Annotated in this window: 20 protein-coding genes and 1 tRNA gene; 19 read left to right on the forward strand and 2 right to left on the reverse strand. The window is 53.6% G+C overall.

From position 1 onward, the window contains the following. Nucleotides 1–14: 14 nt before the first annotated feature. From trxB to M467_RS17520, 7 genes are all read left to right on the forward strand, one after another. Nucleotides 15–968, forward strand: a complete 954-nt coding sequence (trxB, locus tag M467_RS17490) for a thioredoxin-disulfide reductase (protein ID WP_021065435.1) — start codon at nt 15–17, stop codon at nt 966–968. A 125-nt stretch (nt 969–1,093) separates the two neighbouring features. Further along, entirely contained in the window at nt 1,094–1,966 is an 873-nt protein-coding gene (gene rapZ, locus M467_RS17495; protein ID WP_021065436.1) for an RNase adapter RapZ, read from the forward strand. Nucleotide 1,967: 1 nt separating this feature from the next. Next, entirely contained in the window at nt 1,968–2,963 is a 996-nt protein-coding gene (locus tag M467_RS17500; protein WP_021065437.1) for a gluconeogenesis factor YvcK family protein, read from the forward strand. A gap of 31 nt (nt 2,964–2,994) precedes the next feature. Next, the gene (gene whiA, locus M467_RS17505; protein WP_021065438.1) at nt 2,995–3,948 is read left to right on the forward strand and encodes a DNA-binding protein WhiA; all 954 of its coding nucleotides are present in this window, start codon (nt 2,995–2,997) and stop codon (nt 3,946–3,948) included. A gap of 87 nt (nt 3,949–4,035) precedes the next feature. Continuing rightward, nucleotides 4,036–4,272 (forward strand): hypothetical protein, encoded by a 237-nt coding sequence (locus M467_RS17510; protein ID WP_021065439.1) that lies wholly within the window; start codon nt 4,036–4,038, stop codon nt 4,270–4,272. A 95-nt stretch (nt 4,273–4,367) separates the two neighbouring features. Continuing rightward, nucleotides 4,368–4,883: a DUF2179 domain-containing protein gene (locus M467_RS17515; protein ID WP_021065440.1), complete on the forward strand. Its 516-nt coding sequence runs from the start codon at nt 4,368–4,370 to the stop codon at nt 4,881–4,883. Nucleotides 4,884–4,946: 63 nt separating this feature from the next. After that, nucleotides 4,947–5,387: a hypothetical protein gene (locus M467_RS17520; RefSeq protein WP_031199788.1), complete on the forward strand. Its 441-nt coding sequence runs from the start codon at nt 4,947–4,949 to the stop codon at nt 5,385–5,387. Between the two features lie 39 nt (nt 5,388–5,426). On the opposite strand, the gene clpP is transcribed toward M467_RS17520, so the two are convergent. Together clpP and M467_RS17530 are read right to left on the reverse strand one after the other, a co-directional pair. Further along, on the reverse strand, nt 5,427–6,002 hold the full coding sequence (gene clpP / locus M467_RS17525; protein WP_021065442.1) for an ATP-dependent Clp endopeptidase proteolytic subunit ClpP: 576 nt from the start codon (nt 6,000–6,002) through the stop codon (nt 5,427–5,429). 151 nt (nt 6,003–6,153) lie between these two features. Next, nucleotides 6,154–6,226: transfer RNA gene (locus tag M467_RS17530), tRNA-Arg, on the reverse strand. A gap of 122 nt (nt 6,227–6,348) precedes the next feature. On the opposite strand from M467_RS17530, the gene M467_RS17535 reads away from it, so the two are divergent. From M467_RS17535 to M467_RS17590, 12 genes are all read left to right on the forward strand, one after another. After that, nucleotides 6,349–7,491, forward strand: coding sequence for an RNA polymerase factor sigma-54 (locus tag M467_RS17535; protein WP_021065443.1), 1,143 nt, complete (start codon nt 6,349–6,351; stop codon nt 7,489–7,491). Between the two features lies 1 nt (nt 7,492). Next, the gene (locus M467_RS17540) at nt 7,493–7,750 is read left to right on the forward strand and encodes a glutaredoxin family protein (RefSeq protein ID WP_021065444.1); all 258 of its coding nucleotides are present in this window, start codon (nt 7,493–7,495) and stop codon (nt 7,748–7,750) included. Between the two features lie 109 nt (nt 7,751–7,859). Next, nucleotides 7,860–8,888, forward strand: a complete 1,029-nt coding sequence (locus M467_RS17545; protein ID WP_021065445.1) for a sugar-binding transcriptional regulator — start codon at nt 7,860–7,862, stop codon at nt 8,886–8,888. Between the two features lie 59 nt (nt 8,889–8,947). Further along, nucleotides 8,948–9,955, forward strand: a complete 1,008-nt coding sequence (gene gap / locus M467_RS17550; protein WP_021065446.1) for a type I glyceraldehyde-3-phosphate dehydrogenase — start codon at nt 8,948–8,950, stop codon at nt 9,953–9,955. Nucleotides 9,956–10,053: 98 nt separating this feature from the next. Continuing rightward, nucleotides 10,054–11,238 (forward strand): phosphoglycerate kinase, encoded by a 1,185-nt coding sequence (locus M467_RS17555; protein WP_021065447.1) that lies wholly within the window; start codon nt 10,054–10,056, stop codon nt 11,236–11,238. A gap of 18 nt (nt 11,239–11,256) precedes the next feature. Further along, nucleotides 11,257–12,009: a triose-phosphate isomerase gene (gene tpiA / locus M467_RS17560; RefSeq protein ID WP_021065448.1), complete on the forward strand. Its 753-nt coding sequence runs from the start codon at nt 11,257–11,259 to the stop codon at nt 12,007–12,009. Then, nucleotides 12,010–13,548 carry a 2,3-bisphosphoglycerate-independent phosphoglycerate mutase gene (gene gpmI / locus M467_RS17565; protein ID WP_021065449.1) on the forward strand — a complete coding sequence of 513 codons (1,539 nt, stop codon included), beginning with the start codon at nt 12,010–12,012 and terminating at the stop codon, nt 13,546–13,548. It begins immediately after the preceding gene. Between the two features lie 37 nt (nt 13,549–13,585). After that, nucleotides 13,586–14,878 (forward strand): phosphopyruvate hydratase, encoded by a 1,293-nt coding sequence (gene eno, locus M467_RS17570; RefSeq protein ID WP_021065450.1) that lies wholly within the window; start codon nt 13,586–13,588, stop codon nt 14,876–14,878. Nucleotides 14,879–15,260: 382 nt separating this feature from the next. Further along, complete coding sequence (locus M467_RS17575; protein WP_021065451.1) at nt 15,261–16,058, forward strand: phosphotransferase enzyme family protein; 798 nt, start codon at nt 15,261–15,263, stop codon at nt 16,056–16,058. A 255-nt stretch (nt 16,059–16,313) separates the two neighbouring features. Then, nucleotides 16,314–17,195, forward strand: a complete 882-nt coding sequence (gene galU / locus M467_RS17580; RefSeq protein ID WP_021065453.1) for a UTP--glucose-1-phosphate uridylyltransferase GalU — start codon at nt 16,314–16,316, stop codon at nt 17,193–17,195. A gap of 21 nt (nt 17,196–17,216) precedes the next feature. Then, nucleotides 17,217–18,425: a glycosyltransferase family 4 protein gene (locus M467_RS17585; RefSeq protein WP_029595061.1), complete on the forward strand. Its 1,209-nt coding sequence runs from the start codon at nt 17,217–17,219 to the stop codon at nt 18,423–18,425. Continuing rightward, complete coding sequence (locus M467_RS17590; RefSeq protein ID WP_021065455.1) at nt 18,422–19,762, forward strand: glycosyltransferase; 1,341 nt, start codon at nt 18,422–18,424, stop codon at nt 19,760–19,762. Before M467_RS17585 ends, M467_RS17590 begins: the two co-directional genes overlap by 4 nt. Nucleotides 19,763–19,801: the final 39 nt, after the last annotated feature.

Here is a 19,801-nt window from a genome sequence, read left to right on the forward strand (position 1 = left end):
GAGGTGGAATCATTATGACAGAAGAAAAAATCTATGACGTCATTATCATCGGGGCCGGCCCAGCCGGAATGACGGCGGCACTTTACGCGTCGCGTGCCAACTTATCGACACTTATGATCGAACGCGGCATCCCAGGTGGACAGATGGCGAACACGGAAGATATCGAAAACTATCCGGGCTATGACAGCATTCTTGGTCCAGACTTGTCTCAAAAAATGTTCGACCACTCGAAAGCGTTTGGTGCGGAGTACGCCTATGGCGACGTCCAAAGCATCTCGGACGAGACGGAGTATAAAGTCGTTCACGCCCACAACCGCGACTATAAAGCGCGGGCCATCATTCTCGCCTCAGGCGCGCAATACAAGAAAATCGGTGTCCCGGGCGAAGAAGAGCTCGGCGGCCGCGGTGTCTCTTACTGTGCGGTCTGTGACGGAGCATTCTTCAAAGGCAAGAACTTGTTCGTCATCGGTGGCGGTGACTCGGCAGTCGAAGAAGGCGTGTTCTTGACGCGCTTCGCTGACAAAGTCACAATCGTCCACCGTCGCGACGAGCTTCGCGCGCAAAAGATTCTTCAAAAACGGGCGTTCGACAACCCGAAAATCGACTTCATCTGGAACCACACGCTCAAAGAGATCGTGGAAGCGGACGGAAAAGTCGGTGGGGCGCGTCTCGTCAGCACGGTCGACGGAACCGAGTCGGACCATGAGATCGATGGCGTGTTCATCTATATCGGCATGAACCCGATCACTGGTTTCGTCAAAGACCTCGGCATCACGAACGAGCAAGGCTATATCGTCACGAACGAAGCGATGGAGACGACGATCCCTGGGATTTTCGCAGCCGGAGACGTTCGCGACAAGACGCTCCGTCAAGTCGTCACCGCGACGAACGACGGGTCGATTGCCGCTCAAAACGCGCAACATTATATCGAGGGACTCCTCGAGGCGTTGCACGAACAAAACGCGTGACTAGAGACAGAAGGGATTGCGGGCGACCGCAATCCCTTCTCTTTTTTTCAGGCGTTCGTTATACTAAAGACAGAAGAGAGCTACACACACGGCTCGGTTGTCAATTTTAAGGGGGCGTCAGTGACATGGAAGACTTTAAAGGATTAGAAGAATTGATTATCATCAGCGGGATGAGCGGGGCCGGGAAATCGGTCGCGATGAACAGCTTTGAGGACCTCGGCTATTTTTGCGTCGATAACTTGCCGCCGGTGCTATTGCCGCAATTGATTGACGTCATCAGCTCGGTCCGACCGAAAATTGCTGTCGCGATCGATACGCGCACGCGTGACTTCATCGACAGCCTGTTCATCGTCATCGACGACTTGGAACAGAAGAACGTGCACCCGCACTTACTCTATCTCGACACACGGGACGAAGTGCTCGTGCGCCGCTATAAAGAGACGCGCCGGTCGCATCCGCTCGCCCCGGAAGACGCACCGCTCGTCGGCATCGGTCTCGAGCGCTCGTTACTCGAAGGCTTCCGTGACCGGGCCCATACGCTCTATGACACGACCGACTTGAAGCCACAGATGCTCAAAGACCGCATCCTGCTCCAATTCAACGAGGAACGGATTCCGTTCACGGTCAACTTCATGTCGTTCGGGTTCAAGCACGGCGTCCCGCTCGATATCGATTTGTTGTTCGACGTCCGCTTCATCACGAACCCGTTCTATATCCCGGAGCTCCGTCCGCTCACCGGACAGACGGAAGAAGTCCAGAATTACGTCATGTCGCACCCCGAGGCGCGGGCGTTCTATAAGAAACTGATCGACATGCTCGAATTTCTGTTACCGCAGTACAAGCGCGAAGGGAAGACGCAAGTCGTCGTCGCCTTCGGCTGTACGGGCGGGAAGCACCGTTCGATCACGTTCGCCGAGAAAGTGTCGGCCCATTTCGCCGAGCGCTATAACGTCAAGACCGTCCATCGCGACCTCGCGCATGCGACGAAGGAGAAGTGAGATGAGACGCGAAAGGAAAGTTGTGGCCATCGGTGGCGGTACGGGCCTCTCGACGCTCGTACGGGGCTTGAAGCACTATCCGCTCGACATCACGGCCATCGTCACGGTCGGGGACGATGGGGGCAGCTCGGGACGTCTCCGTGACGAGTTCCACATGTTACCGCCGGGCGATATCCGGAACGTCATCCTCGCCTTATCCGAGGTCGAGCCGCTCATGGACAAGATTCTGCAATATCGGTTCGACAGTGGTTTTGGGCTCGAAGGCCACTCGCTCGGCAACCTCATGCTGACGGCGGCGACGCATATCTGTGAAGGCTCGTTCGTCAAGGCGGTCGACGTCTTGTCCCAGCTGTTGAACGCCCAGGGCAAGGTGCTCCCGGTGACGGAGACGCTCATGACGCTCGCGGCCGAGTTCGAGGACGGGACGATTGTCAAAGGCGAATCGAAAATCCCGCTCGTCGAAAAACCGATCAAGCGCCTATTTTTGCTCGAAGAAGGCATCAAGCCGGCGGCCGGTGTCGTCGAGGCGATCGAGGACGCGGATTTGATTGTGCTTGGACCAGGGAGCTTATATACGAGCATCATCCCGAACCTGTTGATTCCGGAAGTGCGCGACGCCATCGTCCGCTCCGGGAAGCCGGTCGTCTATATTTGCAACGTCATGACGCAGCCGGGCGAGACGAAAGGGTACGACGCGATGAAGCATTTGAAATCGATTGAGGCGTATCTCGGCAAGTCGACGGTCGACACGATTGTCGTCAATAACGAGCCGATCGAGGACATCTATTTAGAGCGTTACCTCGAGGACGGCTCGGAAGAGGTCCGGTTCGATCGCAAGAAGCTTCGGAACTATGGCACGAACGTGCTCGCCGGTGACATCGTCGACTATAATCGCGATTACATCCGCCACGACTCGGACGCCATCGCCGGCCTCGTCATGCAGCGCGTGCTGCGCATCAAGAAACCACGCTCGTTTCAAGAGCTCGAGCTGAAATAAGTTGTGATTGAACAGAAAGGAGGGGACTGACATGAGCTTTGCCTCTGACGTCAAAAAAGAACTGACGCAACTCGTTGTGACCGATGCCGAGGCGAAAGCGGAACTGTCCGCGCTCGTCCGGATGAACGGGGTCATCTCGCTCGCCTTAGGGCGGGGGATGACGCTCGACGTCTCGACCGAGAACGCCGCCATCGCACGCCGAATCTATTCCCTCATGAAACGGCTGTACGACCATCATCTCGATTTGTTCGTACGGAAGAAAATGCGGTTGAAGAAGAACAACGTCTATATCGTCCGTGTCGCCCAACGCGCCGAGACGATGTTGAAGGACCTCGAGATTCTCGGGGAGAATTACGAGATGATTCGGACGCTCAACTCGGATATGACACGCGACGAGAACCTCGCCCGGGCGTATTTGCGCGGGGCGTTCCTCGCCGGCGGATCGATTAACCATCCGAAGACGTCATCGTATCACCTCGAGGTATATAGCTTGTACGAGAACCATAACCAGGCGCTCCGGGACCTCGCCAACCGCTTCGGCTTGAACGCGAAGACGCTCGAGCGGAAGAAAGGTCATATCCTCTACATCAAAGAGAGCGAGAAAATCTCGGACTTCCTGAAACTCGTCGGCGCCACGCGCGGTATGCTCGACTTCGAGGACGCGCGCATCATCAAGGACATGCGCAACTCGGTCAACCGGCTCGTCAACTGTGAGACGGCGAACTTGAACAAGACCGTCGGTGCGGCGCTCCGCCAAGTCGAGAACATCAAGTTCCTCGAGCGCACGGTCGGGCTTGAGATTTTACCGGTCAAACTCCGAGAAATCGCTGAACTCCGGGTCACCCATCAAGACGTCTCGCTTCAAGAACTCGGCGAGATGCTCGAGACGGGACCAATCTCGAAGTCAGGAATCAACCACCGGCTCCGTAAAATCGACCAGATCGCGGACAAGGTGCGCAACGGTGAAGAAATCAGCTCATCGTGACGTTGGTTGCGCCAAAACCATTCTTCCTATATAATTAGCAATTGTGTATAGGACTTTAGAAATGTAACTTAAAGGAGCTTCATGATTATGTCGAATGCAAAGAAAAGAATCTCGCTCACGATTGACGCTGACTTAGACCAGGTCATCACGGAGCGTGCGAAACAAATCGGGATCCCGAAAAGTGCCCTCGTCACGTTCGCGACAAGCCTCTTCCTCAACCAATTGCGGGCCGAAGAAGTATTGTCAGGCGACACGAATGCCATCTATCAGGTCATCCGTAAAGACTATGAACTGCTCACGAGCGTTGATAACTTAGACAAATAATTGCGAAAGGCTGACTCCGGTCAGCCTTTTTTGGTTGCATCCGGCCCTGAAATTTGAAATAGTGGTTGTATTGAATTCGAATGGAGGTCGTTCCAATGGGGCAAATCTTGCTCATCCTAGTATTACAACTCGTCTATGTACCGGTGCTGACGCTTCGTACCATCATGCTCGTCAAAGGAAAAACGATGATTGCGGGGCTGTTCGGTACGCTTGAGACGCTTATCTATATCTTCGCGCTCGGCATCGTGTTCCAAGATTTGACGACACTCGGGATGATCGTCTATGCGGTCGGCTTCGGACTTGGGATTCTCGTCGGCGGTTACGTCGAGCGGAAACTTGCGATCGGCTACAATATGATTCAAGTCCACACACAAGAGTTCCCGGCCGAGCTCATCCAGAAGATGCGCGACAGCGGCTACGGGGTGACACACTACCAAGGGCAGGGACGTGACGGCATCCGCTATCGTCTCGATGTCTTGGCAGCGCGGACACGGATGAAAGATTTGCGCCAGATGGTCGAGGAGTATGAACCGAAGGCGTTTCTCGTCGCTTTCGATCCAATCGACTTTAAAGGCGGCTATATGATGAAAGGGCTCCGACGCCCGAAATGAACAGGACGACTCACGAAAGTGGGTCGTTTTTTTCGTAGGACGGGGAATAGACGTACAAAGGGGATGAGCGGGTTGAGACGAAAAGGATTATGGATTGTTGTGATTGGGTTGCTCGTGGTCGGCGGGGCGTTGTACGCCACCTCGTTTTGGAACTCGGAGTCGTCACTGAAACCACCGCTCCCGACGGTCCGGGTCGGAACCGTGACTGCGGAAGTGAAACAGTCGACATTCTGTTGGTCGGACGGGGGAGAGGCTGTATGCGAGGACCACGCTCTGCCGGAGGCGGATGACCTGCAGCTCGTGCCGGTCGAAGCGGGTGCCGAGATTGATGTCGAGTTCCACGCCGAGCCGTCGAACGCCTCGTTCCATCAACTCGTCGATGGGGAACTTGTCCCGGCTGAACCGGTCGTGCCAGACGAGCCGGGCGTCTATGTATTCGAGACGGGCGGGGATTGGCCGCAAGGCGATAGCCGCTATGTGTTCGGGGTCGAGGTCAAAGAGTAAACAAAAACCCCATTCTCCGAGGAGAATGGGGTTGCGTCATTAACGCGTCATGACTTTGTCGATGAGACCGTAGTCTTTCGCTTGTTCAGCTGACATGAAGTAGTCGCGCTCTGTGTCGCGCTCGATGACTTCAAGCGGCTGACCTGTGTTATCGGCCATGATTTGGTTCAATTTCTCACGCATCTTGATGATGCGTTCGGCATGGATTTTGATATCCGATGCTTGACCTTGCGTACCGCCGAGCGGTTGGTGAATCATGATCTCTGCGTTCGGAAGCGCGAAGCGTTTGCCTTGTTCACCGGCTTGGAGCAAGAAGGCACCCATCGATGCGGCCATTCCGATACAAATCGTCGACACGTTCGGCTTGATGAAGTTCATCGTGTCATAAATCGCCATTCCGGAAGTGATCGAACCACCCGGGCTGTTGATGTAAAGTGAGATGTCCTTATCTGGGTCCTCGGCTGCAAGGAAGAGAAGCTGGGCGACAATCGAGTTGGCGACGTTGTCGTCGATTGCACTTCCGAGCAAGATGATGCGGTCCTTGAGCAAGCGTGAGTAAATATCGTACGCGCGTTCCCCGCGACCTGTTTGTTCGATAACTGTTGGAATTAACATTGAATCTGCCTCCTTTATGTAGGTTGTAAACATATCATACCGCTATAGTCAATGTTGGTCAAACGATAGTCATCGTTTTTGACCTATTCCACGGTTTGACGATTCTAAAACGACAAAAGAGGCCAGGCATATGCCTGACCTCTTGCTGTGATACACCCGGAGAGATTCGAACTCCCGACACCTGGCACCGGAAACCAGTGCTCTATCCCCTGAGCTACGGGTGCATGTTCTCTGACACGATTTATTATACATTTGTTTTTTTAAAAAAGCAATCCTGTTCGGCTCACTTTTTTTGAGCGCGATTTCCCGCTGTTCGATACAATAGGAAGCGAGAGGGGTGTGACCGATGCAACGGCAAGAACAGCAACAACTTCAAACACAACAGCTGACCCAGGACATGGTTCGGCGGCTGCCGATTCTCGAGGCGGACCGGACCGCGATCGCCTTTCAGCTCGGCCGGTTGGCTCGACGCAATCCATGCATCGCCACGGGGAGCGGTGCGGTCGAATGGGTAGCCGATACGGCGAGTGGGTTCGAGGAGCGATTGTTCGAGCAAATCGAGGAAGGGAGCGGGACTGAGGCCCAGCGCGCGCTCCAGAAACGGCTCGTCCTCGCGCTCGACCATCGTGGTCTGCTACCGGAGAGCGACTTCGTGCTCGCCCATCGTTTCGAGGTCGATGTGGCGGACATTGAGGCGGCGCGCCAGGCGCTCTTGTTTCTAGAACCGACAGGGATCGGGGCGAAGAATGAGCGCGACTGCCAATATCGGCATGCGATTGAACATGACGACCCACTCGTCTTAGACGTGTTCGAGGCGCTCGACGCGCACCTTGACGACATCCCGGGACGACTCGACATCTCGGTTGCCGAGTACGAACGAGTGACGCGTATCGTGGCAACGCTCCCGAAGACGCCATTATTATATGAAGGAACCGAACACGTCGTCCCGGAACTTGAAGTCGTCCGTCGTGACGGCGAGCTCGTGACGACATGGTTCAGCCCGACGCTCGATGCGGCTCGAATCGGGGACGACCGCGAGGCAAAATGGTGGCATGAGACGCTCGAGATGCGGAACGCGACGCTTCGATTGGTATGGGCCGTCATCGCCGAACGGCAACGCGACTGGTTGGACGGGAAGCTCGTCTTACATCCGTTGACGCGAAAAGAAGTCGCCGAACAAATCGGCAAGCACGAGTCGACCGTCGGCCGGGCGATTCAAGGCAAGTACGTGACGACCGAAGGCGGCGTGATGGCGTGGCGTCACTTTTTCGTCCGGGCCTCGCACGGGCAATCGCCGTTCATGGTGAAGAAGGCGCTCGCCGAACTGATTCAACAAGAGACGTCGCCGCTGAGCGATGCCGCACTCATGCGCGAGCTGGCAAGGCTCGGCTATACGGTGACACGACGGACCGTGGCGAACTATCGGGAGGCGCTCGGTTTTGGAAACTCGCGGGAGCGGGAACGACAACTATGGAAAGGAGGGGACTGACATGGTCCTGACGTTATACCGCCGTGCCAACTGTTCGCTTTGCGAGGAGGCACTCGTCATGCTCGAATGGCTCATGGAAGACTATCCGTTTGAGCTCGAGCAGATCGACATCACCGGCAACGAAGAACTTGAGGCGAAGTACTTGTTTGAGATTCCTGTCGTCTTACACGAGGGGCGTGTCATTAGTCAAGGTCGATACGATGACAGTAAAGTTGAAGATTTTGTTAAGTATACGCTTACATCGAAAAAAAACGTTTGAAGGGGTTGCAAGACGGAAAGGTGATTGATAAGATGAAGTCGTAGCGGTGGGACGCAAATATAAAAGTGGGACAAAAATTGTCCATGCTTTAAGTCGAGGGGGAATGAGTATGATCCAGCAGCTGATTCAAGTTCAGAAGCAAATCGTTCCCGACATGCTCGATACGCTCCGACATCGTTACGATATCTTACATTATGTCCGTTTGATGCAGCCGATCGGCCGCAGGACATTGGCCACAAGCCTCGGGCTGACGGAACGAATCCTAAGACGAGAAGTCGACTTTTTGAAAGACCAAGGTCTATTGATGGTCGCTACTCAAGGTATTTCCCTTACGGAATCGGGCCGAAACGTTCTCCGGGACTTGCACGAGGTCATGGGAGAGATCCTAGGCATCTCGGAAGTCGCACGAGAACTCGAGCGCAAACTAGGCGTTCGCCAAGTCGTCATCGTACCGGGTGATTCCGACGAGACGTTCTGGGTCCAGCGAGATATCGGTCGGGCCGCCGTCACGCAACTGAAAGCGAGACTGGCACCGGACGACAATATCATCGCGGTCACAGGCGGGACGACGATGGCATCGGTTGCGGCTATGATGTCGCCCGATAAAAAAGAACGGCCGATGCATTTCGTGCCGGCACGCGGCGGACTCGGAGAGACGCTCGAGTTACAGGCGAACACCGTCTGTTCTCGGATGGCCGACCGGGCCCATGCCGACTATCATTTACTCCACATTCCGGACGAGGTATCGCAAGAGACGTTCGAGCGGATGGTGGAGGAACCTAGCATTAAAAATGTACTGGAAATGATTAGAGCGGCGCGAATTGTGGTACATGGAATTGGTGAGGCGGAAACGATGGCGAAACGCCGTCATGCGTCACCAGAGCATTTGCGGATGATTGAACGGCACGATGCCGTCGCCGAAGCGTTCGGATATTATTTCAACGCGGAAGGTGAAATCGTGCACCGGGTCAAGACGGTCGGGATCCAATTGGAGGAGCTCGACGACATGGACACCGTCATCGCTGTCGCCGGAGGAAAGTCGAAGGCACAGGCGATCGCCGCATATGCGAAACACACGCCGAACATCATCCTCGTCACAGACGAAGGTGCGGCGACAGAATTATTAACTCGTTATTAAAGAGTTGACCCCCGTTGGCTCTTCAATAAATAGCTTCTACCCTAAGGAGGAAATTAACTATGGCAGTAAAAGTTGGTATTAACGGATTTGGACGTATTGGTCGTTTGGCATTCCGCGAGATTATCAAAAACGAAGGAATCGAAGTTGTTGCAATCAACGACTTGACTGACACGAAGATGCTTGCTCACCTTCTCAAGTACGACACGACTCAAGGTCGTTTCGACGGAGACGTTGAAGTACACGACGATCACTTCCTCGTAAACGGCGAGAAAGTCATCACACTTGCTAACCGTAACCCAGAAGAACTTCCATGGGGCGAGCTCGGTGTTGACATCGTACTCGAATGTACTGGATTCTTCACAGACAAAGAAAAAGCGGAGCTTCACTTGAAAGCTGGCGCGAAAAAAGTTGTCATCTCGGCTCCAGCTACAGGTGATATGAAGACTGTCGTTTATAACACAAACCACGACATCCTCGATGGTACAGAGACAGTAATCTCTGGTGCTTCATGTACGACAAACTGCTTGGCGCCAATGGCTAAAGTTCTCCAAGACCAGTTCGGAATCATCGAAGGTCTTATGACAACAATCCACGCTTACACAGGCGACCAAAACACGCTTGACGCTCCACACCCGAAAGGCGACTTCCGTCGTGCGCGTGCGGCAGCAGCTAACATCGTACCGAACACAACTGGTGCGGCTAAAGCAATCGGCCTCGTTATCCCAGAACTTCAAGGTAAACTTGACGGTGCGGCACAACGTGTACCAGTTGCTACAGGTTCACTCACAGAGCTCGTAACAGTTCTTGAGAAAACTGTATCTGTTGACGAAATCAACGCAGCAATGAAAGCAGCAGCGAACGAGTCTTACGGTTACACTGAAGACGAAATCGTATCTTCTGACATCGTCGGAATCACTTACGGTTCACTCTTCGATGCAACACAAACTAAAGTAATGACAGTTGGCGACAAGCAACTCGTTAAGACAGTTTCTTGGTACGACAACGAAATGTCTTACACTGCACAATTGGTTCGCACACTCAAGCACTTCGCTGAAATCGCGAAGTAAGTTCGTGAACTAAATAGAATCAAATAGGAGCGGAAACAAGAGATTGTTCTCCGCTCTATTTATGAAATTGACACGCACGACATATGGAGGCGAAGGTTATGAACAAACAGTCTATTCGTGACATCGATGTAAAAGGGAAACGCGTCTTTTGCCGCGTTGACTTCAACGTTCCACTCAAAGATGGCGTCATTCAAGATGAAACGCGGATTCAAGCGGCACTTCCAACGATCAAGCACTTGATCGACGGCGGCGCGAAAGTCATTTTGGCGAGCCACCTCGGCCGTCCAAAAGGCGAGAAGAACCTCGAGTTCTCACTCGCACCGGTCGCTAAACGTCTCGCTGAACTTCTCGGCAAAGAAGTACCCCTCGTCGAAGAGGCGTACGGTCCAGTCGCAGAAGAAGCCGTTTCAAAACTTGGTGAAGGTGACGTCGTCGTTCTCGAGAACGTCCGTTTCTACCCTGGTGAAACGAAAAACGATCCAGAACTCGCTAAAGGTTTCGCGGCACTCGCTGATATCTTCGTCAACGACGCGTTCGGTGCGGCTCACCGTGCCCACGCTTCGACAGAAGGCATCGCGCACCACGTCGACCACGCGGTTGCTGGTTTCTTGATGGAGAAAGAACTTGAAGTCCTCGGCAAGGCACTCTCGAATCCTGACCGTCCGTTCACGGCGATTATCGGCGGATCGAAAGTTGCTGACAAGATTGGGGTCATCGACCACCTTCTTGACATCGTGGATACACTCATCATCGGTGGCGGTCTCTCGTACACGTTCTCGAAAGCACTCGGGCACGAAGTAGGGACATCACTCCTTGAAGAAGACAAGCTCGACCTCGCTCGTCAGTTCATGAAAAAAGCAGAAGACAAAGGCGTGAAGTTCTTGATGCCAGTCGACTGTGTCATCACGAAAGAATTCGGCGAAGAGACATACGTCGGACCAGTCGATATCGACTCAATCCCAGCGGATCACATGGGTCTTGATATCGGACCGAAGACAGTCGAACTTTACGCGGCAGCGATTCGCGAATCGAAACTTGTCGTTTGGAACGGACCGATGGGCGTATTCGAACTTGATAAGTACGCCAACGGAACGAAAGGTGTCGCTCAAGCACTTGCAGACAGCGATGCATACTCAATCATCGGTGGTGGGGATTCAGCGGCAGCAGCAGCCAAGTTTGGCCTTGCTGACCAAATGAGCCACATTTCAACTGGTGGCGGCGCTTCACTCGAATTCATGGAAGGCAAGAAACTTCCAGGCGTCGAAGCGTTGAACGACAAGTAAAACAGAGGAGGGTTATCGATGCGTAAACCGATTATTGCAGGTAACTGGAAAATGAACAAAACACTCTCGGAAGCCGTCGCTTTCGTAGAGGAAGTTAAAAACAATATCCCGTCAACGGACAAAGTTGACGCGGCGATTGGTGCACCAGCAGTATTCTTGGCCCCAATGGTAGAAGCGGCTAAAGGATCGAACTTGAAACTCAGTGCACAAAACATGTACGACAAAGACAGCGGGGCATACACAGGCGAAATCAGCCCGGCCATGGTCGCTGACCTCGGCGTGACATATGTCATCCTTGGACACTCAGAGCGTCGCGAATACTTCGGCGAATCAGATGCGTTCATCAACAGCAAAACGAAAAAAGCGTTCGAACACGGTCTTACGCCAATCGTTTGTGTCGGTGAGACATTGGAAGAGCGCGAAGGCGGCAAGTTCGAAGAAGTCATCAAGACGCAAGTCGAAGGTGGCCTCGCGGACCTCTCAGCTGACCAAGTCAAACAACTCGTCATCGCGTACGAGCCAGTTTGGGCAATCGGCACTGGTAAATCAGCGGACGAAGCAGATGCGCAAAGCTCATGCAAATATGTTCGTGACGTGGTAAAAGGTCTTTACGGTGAAGACGTGGCGGCTGCGGTTCGCATCCAATACGGTGGTTCTGTAAAACCTGAGAACATCAAGGAGTATATGGCACAAGAAGACATCGACGGCGCACTCGTCGGCGGTGCTTCACTTGAAGCTGCTTCGTTCCTCAAGTTGTTGGAGGCGATTTAAATGGCAAGACCAGTCGCCCTCATCATCTTGGATGGTTTTGGAATGCGGAACGAGACGTTCGGTAATGCGGTCGCTGCGGCGAACAAACCGAACTTCGACCGCTTCTGGGAGCAGTATCCACATACGCTCTTGAACGCGAAAGGCGAGTACGTCGGCCTTCCGGAAGGTCAGATGGGGAACTCGGAAGTCGGTCACTTGAACATCGGTGCCGGCCGGGTCGTCTATCAGTCACTTTCACGCGTCAACAACTCCATCAAAGACCGTTCACTCTTCGACCGCCAAGCGATGAACCACTTGGCCGGACATGTGAAAAAGTATGATTCGAGCCTTCACATCATGGGCCTCGTCTCAGACGGTGGGATTCACTCTCACATCAACCACATGTACGCCATCGTCGAGTTTGCAAAACTTCATGGTATCGAAAAAGTATTCATACACGCTTTCACGGACGGCCGTGACTGTGATCCGAAATCAGGCGCTGGCTTCCTCGAACAAACGGAAGCGAAGCTCGCTGAACTCGGACTCGGTCAAGTCGCTAGCGTGTCTGGACGTTACTATGCCATGGACCGCGACAACCGTTGGGAACGCGTCGAGAAAGTATACGACGTGCTCGTCAACGCGAAAGGCGAAGTCGGCACGAATGCAGTCGACGTTCTTAAACAGTCGTATGCAGACGGCTTGACGGATGAATTCGTTCTTCCGACGGTCATCGAGAAAGACGGTCAACCGATTGCGACGATTAAAGACAACGACGCAATCATGTTCTTCAACTTCCGTCCGGACCGGGCGATTGAACTTGCGAAAGTGTTCAAAGAGAAGACCGGCTTCAAAGGCTTCGAACTTTCGAGCGCACATCCAGAGAACATCTTGCTCGTCTCGATGACGAAATTCTCGGATGAAATCGACACGGATATCGTCTTCCCACCAGAAGATTTGAAAAACACGCTCGGTGAGACTCTCGCCGCGCAAGGGTACAAACAGCTCCGCGCTGCGGAAACTGAGAAATACCCGCACGTCACGTTCTTCTTGAACGGACAACAAGAAACACCGTTCGAAGGTGAAGATCGTTTCCTCGTACCGTCACCAAAAGTGGCGACGTACGACTTGAAGCCGGAAATGAGCGCATACGAGCTCACGGAAGGTCTTCTCGAACGCATCGAATCGGACACGTATGACGCGTATATCATCAACTACGCGAACCCGGACATGGTCGGCCATTCCGGTATGCTCGAACCGACGAAGAAAGCTGTCGAAGTCGTCGACGAATGCCTCGGTAAAGTAGTGGACGCACTCATTGCCAAAGGCGGCGCGGCGATCATCACGGCGGACCACGGGAACGCTGACCTTGTCACGAACCCGGACGGATCACCGATGACGGCCCACACGACGGAACCAGTACCATGTATCGTCACGAAAGAAGGGGTGGAACTGAAACCAGTTCTAGAAGGCGCCTTGTGCGACCTCGCCCCGACGCTCCTTCACCTTCTCGGTGGAGAGCAACCGGCCGAAATGACCGGCACATCAATCGTCACGAAGTAACTCAAAAAACTTTCCAAACAAAAAGGAGCGAATTTTCATGTCAATGATTACAGAAATTTACGCACGCGAGATTTTGGATTCACGCGGTAACCCAACAATCGAAGTAGAAGTCTTCACAGAAGACGGCGGTTTCGGCCGTGCCCTCGTCCCATCAGGCGCATCAACTGGTGAGCACGAAGCAGTTGAACTCCGTGATGGCGACAAGTCACGTTACCTTGGTAAAGGCGTACTCAAAGCCGTTGCTAACGTAAACGACACAATCGCACCAGAACTCATCGGCTACGATGTATTCGATCAAAACGCACTCGATAAGAAAATGATCGAGCTCGACGGTACGAAAAACAAAGGTAAACTCGGCGCAAACGCGATCCTTGGTGTCTCTATGGCAGCAGCACACGCAGCAGCAGACGAGCTCGGCCTTCCACTTTACACGTACCTCGGTGGATTCAACGCGAAGACGCTTCCAACTCCAATGATGAACATCATCAACGGTGGTTCGCACGCTGACAACAACGTTGACTTCCAAGAGTTCATGATCATGCCTGTTGGCGCACCAACGTTCCGCGAAGCGCTCCGCATGGGTGCAGAAGTATTCCACGCCCTCAAATCAGTTCTTTCTGGTATGGGTCTTAACACAGCTGTCGGTGACGAAGGTGGTTTCGCACCAAACCTTAAGTCTAACGAAGAAGCGATCACAGTTATCCTTGAAGCGATCGAAAAAGCTGGTTACAAAGCTGGCGAAGACATCTACCTCGCAATGGACGTTGCGTCTTCTGAGTTCTACGACAAGTCGACTGGCAAGTACGAACTCGCTGGCGAAGGCAAGTCAATGACAACTGCTGAGCTCGTAGACTTCTACGCTGAGCTCGTAAGCAAGTACCCAATCATCTCAATCGAAGACGGTTGCGACGAAAACGACTGGGACGGCTTCAAATTGCTCACTGACAAAATCGGTGACAAAGTTCAGCTCGTTGGGGATGACCTCTTCGTAACGAACACTGAGAAATTGGCTGAAGGTATCGAAAAAGGAATCTCGAACTCGATCCTCATCAAAGTTAACCAAATCGGTACGCTCACAGAAACATTCGACGCGATCGAAATGGCTAAAAAAGCTGGCTACACAGCTGTTATCTCACACCGTTCTGGTGAAACAGAAGATGCGACGATCGCGGACATCGCTGTTGCGACAAACGCTGGTCAAATCAAAACTGGTTCGCTCTCGCGTACAGACCGTATCGCGAAGTACAACCAACTTCTCCGCATCGAAGACATGCTCGGCGATGTAGCGAAATACGACGGTATCAAGTCGTTCTACAACCTCAAAAAATAATTGATTGTTTCAGGTCCGCCTCGTGCGGGCCTGTTTTTTTGTTGGTGGATCAGACGTTCATCAGACGGTGGGACGCTTTCCTGGGGTGATGCGGATGCCTCCGCAGCGCATGCGCGCTTTACGGGGTCATCCTTGCATCACTCTCCCCAAGGAGTCGCCCACCGTCTGATTCAGTCGCGCGCCAATCTATCGTCTTGCAGGATTCGACAATGGGTGTATGTATATTCCGAGATTCGCCTGTCCGCGCGGCAGCGATGCTTTCTGCAGGGAATCTACAGTGCCGCTTGGACGGGGCGCGAACGCTCCGTGTCGAGGCTCATGGTCATCGGTACCCCTTGTTGCGGTATACTGAACGTGACTGATGAAGAGTAGGGGGGATTAGATGGACCGATCAAATGAGCAAGAGGAAAGATTGAGCGGCGGGAACGTATCGATCGTCTATAAAAAGGGGAATCACGTCTATCGGACGCAGAAAGAGGGGAGTGCGAATGTCCATCGCTTGTTAAAGCACTTAGAGGCGAAGGGGATATCGGGCGTGCCGCGATTTATCGGGGTGGATGAACAGGGCCGAGAGGTCTTGACGTACCTCGAAGGCGAGACGGCTGATTATCCGTTGAAAGCCTATATGTGGTCCGATGAGGCGATTCAGGATGCCGCTCGGCTGATGCGCCGGCTGCATGACGCGACGGCGGATGTCGCATGGCCATCGGACTGGCAACCGCTCGACCATACGCCAGAACCGTTTGACGTGATTTGCCATAACGACTTCGCCGTCTACAATACGATTTTCCATGACGGGAAAGTGGCAGGGGTCATCGACTTTGATTTGGCGGCGCCCGGACCACGAGCCTGGGATATCGTCTATGCGCTCTATACGTTCGTCCCGCTCAGCCGGCGTCATCAAGCCGAGTCGGGTGAAGTTGTTCACTATGAGGCGAAGCGCGATGATGGGACGTACAAACGACGAGTCTCTCTCTTCTTGAAAGCATACGGCTGGGAAGGGTCGACAACAGAGTTACTGACGATGTTGCTGTTACGAATCGATGCGCTCTGTCGATTGATGAAACGGAGAGCTTCGGAAGGGGATGCGGCGTTCCAACACATGATCGATGAAGGGCACTATGACCATTATCAAGAAGAGTACCGGTTCATCGAGGTGCACGGACGGAAGTGGTTCTAAGAAAGGTTTGAGACGAACGCTTGCCGACCGTTCATTCCGGGAATAGAGTAGTGTAGGTGAAAGGAGGCGTTCGTCATGATGATCAGCGGTTTTCTCCTTCTTCTCATCGCGCTCGGTGTCGGTGGTTGGTTCCTGTATAAGTATATGGACGACCGGAAATGGTCGTGACGTATGTCACGGCCGTTTTTTTGTGTGCGTGAACGCTAGGAAATTGGGTATAATCATCAGATACAGCATAAAAAAGGAGAGACGTCCATGACACGCGTACGGAAAGCCATCATCCCGGCCGCCGGGCTCGGCACCCGCTTCTTGCCGGCGACGAAAGCGATGCCGAAAGAGATGCTCCCGATCGTCAACAAACCGACGATCCAATTCATCGTGGAAGAAGCCGTCGCTTCCGGCATCGAGGACATCATCATCGTGACCGGGAAGAACAAGCGCGCCATCGAGGACCATTTCGACCGGGCCATCGAGCTCGAACAGAACCTTGAGTCAAAAGGAAAGACCGAACTCCTCGAGTCGGTGCGCCACTCATCGAACCTTGCCAATATCCACTACATACGGCAACAAGAGCCGAAAGGGCTCGGTCACGCGATTTGGTGTGCCCGCAAGTTCATCGGCGACGAACCGTTCGCGGTCCTGCTCGGGGACGATATCATCGAGGCGGATGTGCCGGCGACGAAGCAATTGATTGACCAGTACGAGCAGTATGAGCGTTCGATTATCGGGGTACAGCGCGTCCCGTATGAAATGACGAATCGATATGGTATAATTGACCCGCTTGCCGTCGAAGGGAAGCTGATTCCGGTCCGGACGTTCGTTGAGAAACCGGCCGTCGGTGAAGCCCCATCGAACCTCGCCATCCTCGGCCGCTACATTTTGACGCCGGACGTCTTCGAGGCGTTGTCGGCGCAAGAAATCGGGACGGGCGGCGAGATCCAACTGACGGACGCCATCGCCCGCTTGAACGAGGTGGAGACCGTCTTCGCCTATGAATTTGACGGGCGTCGCTATGACGTTGGGGAACCGATCGGCTTCATCGAAGCGACGATTGCCCACGCGCTCTGCGACCCAGATTTAAAAGCCAACGTCCACACGCTCTTGAAGCGCTTCGTGGACGAACTCGAACAACAGTAAGGTGTGTTATTTTTGAAAACAATGTTAATGGTCTGTCAAAACTATTATCCGGAAATCGGCAGTGCCGGTAACCGGATGCAAAATATTACGCATCTCATGAAAGAACGCGGTTACGAGGTGGAGGTCATCACGGCCGCCCCGTCGTATCCGAACTTCAACTTGTATAAAGACGACCGCTTCTGGAACGACAAGGCGCTCAACAACCAGCCGTTCATCAAGCGTCTCATCACGAAAAAACGCAAGCATACGTCGAACATGGTGAGCCGGCTCGCTTTGTTTTTGGAACAGATGATTAAAGGCGTCGCCGCCGTCCAAAAGCTCGACTCGAAACCGGATGTCGTCTTTGCGACGACCCCGTCTTTTTTTATGGCGTTCGTCGGTGTGTATGCGAAACGGAAGTATGGCGTCCCGTTCATCTTGGACGTCCGTGACCTCTGGCCGGAGTCGGTGAAAGGCGTCGGCGTGTTCAAACACGACTGGATGCTCGCCCCGGCGTTTTGGTTTGAGAAGCGGCTGTATAAGGCGGCCGATGAAATCATCATCAACTCGGAAGGGTTCCGTAGCTATCTGCGCCAACGTGGTGTCGACAACGACATGATTCACTATATGCCGAACTCGATTCGAGAGAGCGAGCGCAACCTCGAGCGGACCGTCCCCGAGGACGACCGGATGGAGATTCTGTACGCCGGGAACATGGGCCTCGCCCAAGACGTATCGCTCTTGCTCGAGCTTGCGGAGCGGTTCCGTGACGAACCGCGCGTCCATTTCAAATTGATTGGCTACGGGTACCGGAAGAACGAGTTGAAAGACATGATTAAAGCCCGCGGTTTCAAGAACTTCCTCTTCCTCGAGGCGATGCCTCGGACGGAGGCGTTCCAAGCCATCAAGAACGCGGACGTCGCGTTCGTCAGCCTGATCGAGCAAGAAGTGTTCGATACGGTCATCCCGGGCAAACTGATCGATTATATGGCGGTCGGCAAACCAATCGTCGCGGCGGTGTCAGGCCATGCGGCGAATGTCATCGAAGCGGCCGAAGTTGGTTACGTGTCACGGAAACGCGACATCAACGAAATCGAGCTCATGCTCCGGAAACTGCTCGAACGTCCCGAGTTGCGTGAGAAGTACGGCGTGAACGGGATCCGTTATGTGAAAGACAATCTGTGTTGGGAAAACAACATACACGTCCTCGAAGACGTGATAGAAAAAGTAACGATGGAGGAAACACGATGAAGTCAGTATGTATGTTTGTATGGAACCATTTTACGAATGATGCGCGCGTCTTGCGCGAATGCTCGGCGCTCGCCGAGGCGGGCTATGAAGTCGATTTGATCGCGCTCCAAGACCCGAAAAATCCGTCGCTCCCGAAAGAGGAGATGCGTCCGGAAGGATTCCGCGTCATCCGCGTCAAACGTCAGCCGTCGATTCTCGCCAACGGGATGAAGGCGCTCAAATCGGTCCGCACATGGGTCAGCGCAAAGAAGACGCGTCAACTCGGGGCCGGACTCGTCGGCGCGGGACTGCTCGTCCTCGCACCACTGACGATGCTCGGACTCGGCGCGGCAGCGGGTGCGATTTTGTTCCCACCGGTGCGTAAAAACATCGTCAACGCGAGCGCGATGCTCGAGATGGTGTTCACTTCGACGAAGAAGTCGTACGATTTCTATCACGCCAACGACTTGAACACGCTCCCGCAGGCATTGATTGCCGGGAAACTCGTCAACAAAGGTAAAATCGTCTACGATTCGCACGAAGTACAGACGGACCGGACCGGTTACGGTTATATCCAAAGTAACCTCGAGGGCTGGCTCTTGCCATACGTCGACTCGATGATGGTCGAGAACCACACGCGCGCGGCGCACAATGAGGAACTCTACGGCTTCTATCCGTACGTGCTCCACAACTATCCTTTCTATCGTCCGCTCGACTTCACGCTCCGCAAAGACTTGCATGCGCTCCTCGACTTGCCGAAAGATGAAAAGATCCTCTTGTACCAAGGCGGCATTCAAGCCGGCCGCGGACTCGAGCAGCTCATCCTCGCCGTCAAGGACTTCAACGAAGGCACGCTCGTCATGATTGGGGATGGGAAACTCAAGCCGGTGATCAAACAGATGATCGAGGACGAAGGCGTCAGCGACCGCGTCAAGATGATTGACAAAGTACCGGTCGAGGCGTTACCGTACTATACGATGAACGCGTATCTCGGTTTCCAAGTGTTGAACAACGTCTGCTTCAACCACTACTCGGCGTCATCGAACAAGCTGTTCGAATATTTGATGGCCGAAGTACCGGTCGTCTCATGTGACTTCCCGGAAATCGAACGTGTCGTCGCCGGCAACGACGTCGGTGTCGTCGTCGATTCGCACGACCCACAATCAATCGCCGAAGGCGTCAACCGCCTGCTCGACGATCAAGCACTCTACGCTCGTGTCAAAGAGAACACGAAGACGGCGCGTGAGCAATATAACTGGGATTTGGAAAAAGAGGCACTCTTGAATGTCTACACGAACGTCGTGGACCGCAAGTTGCCGATTATGAAAGACGGTGCGCCAAAGCCAGTTCAACAGTAAGACTTAGACTGCGGCTTTGTGCCGCGGTCTTTTTTATAT

The organism is Exiguobacterium chiriqhucha RW-2 (genome assembly GCF_000416965.1).
In the GTDB taxonomy this organism is placed as follows: Bacteria; Bacillota; Bacilli; order Exiguobacteriales; family Exiguobacteriaceae; genus Exiguobacterium; species Exiguobacterium chiriqhucha.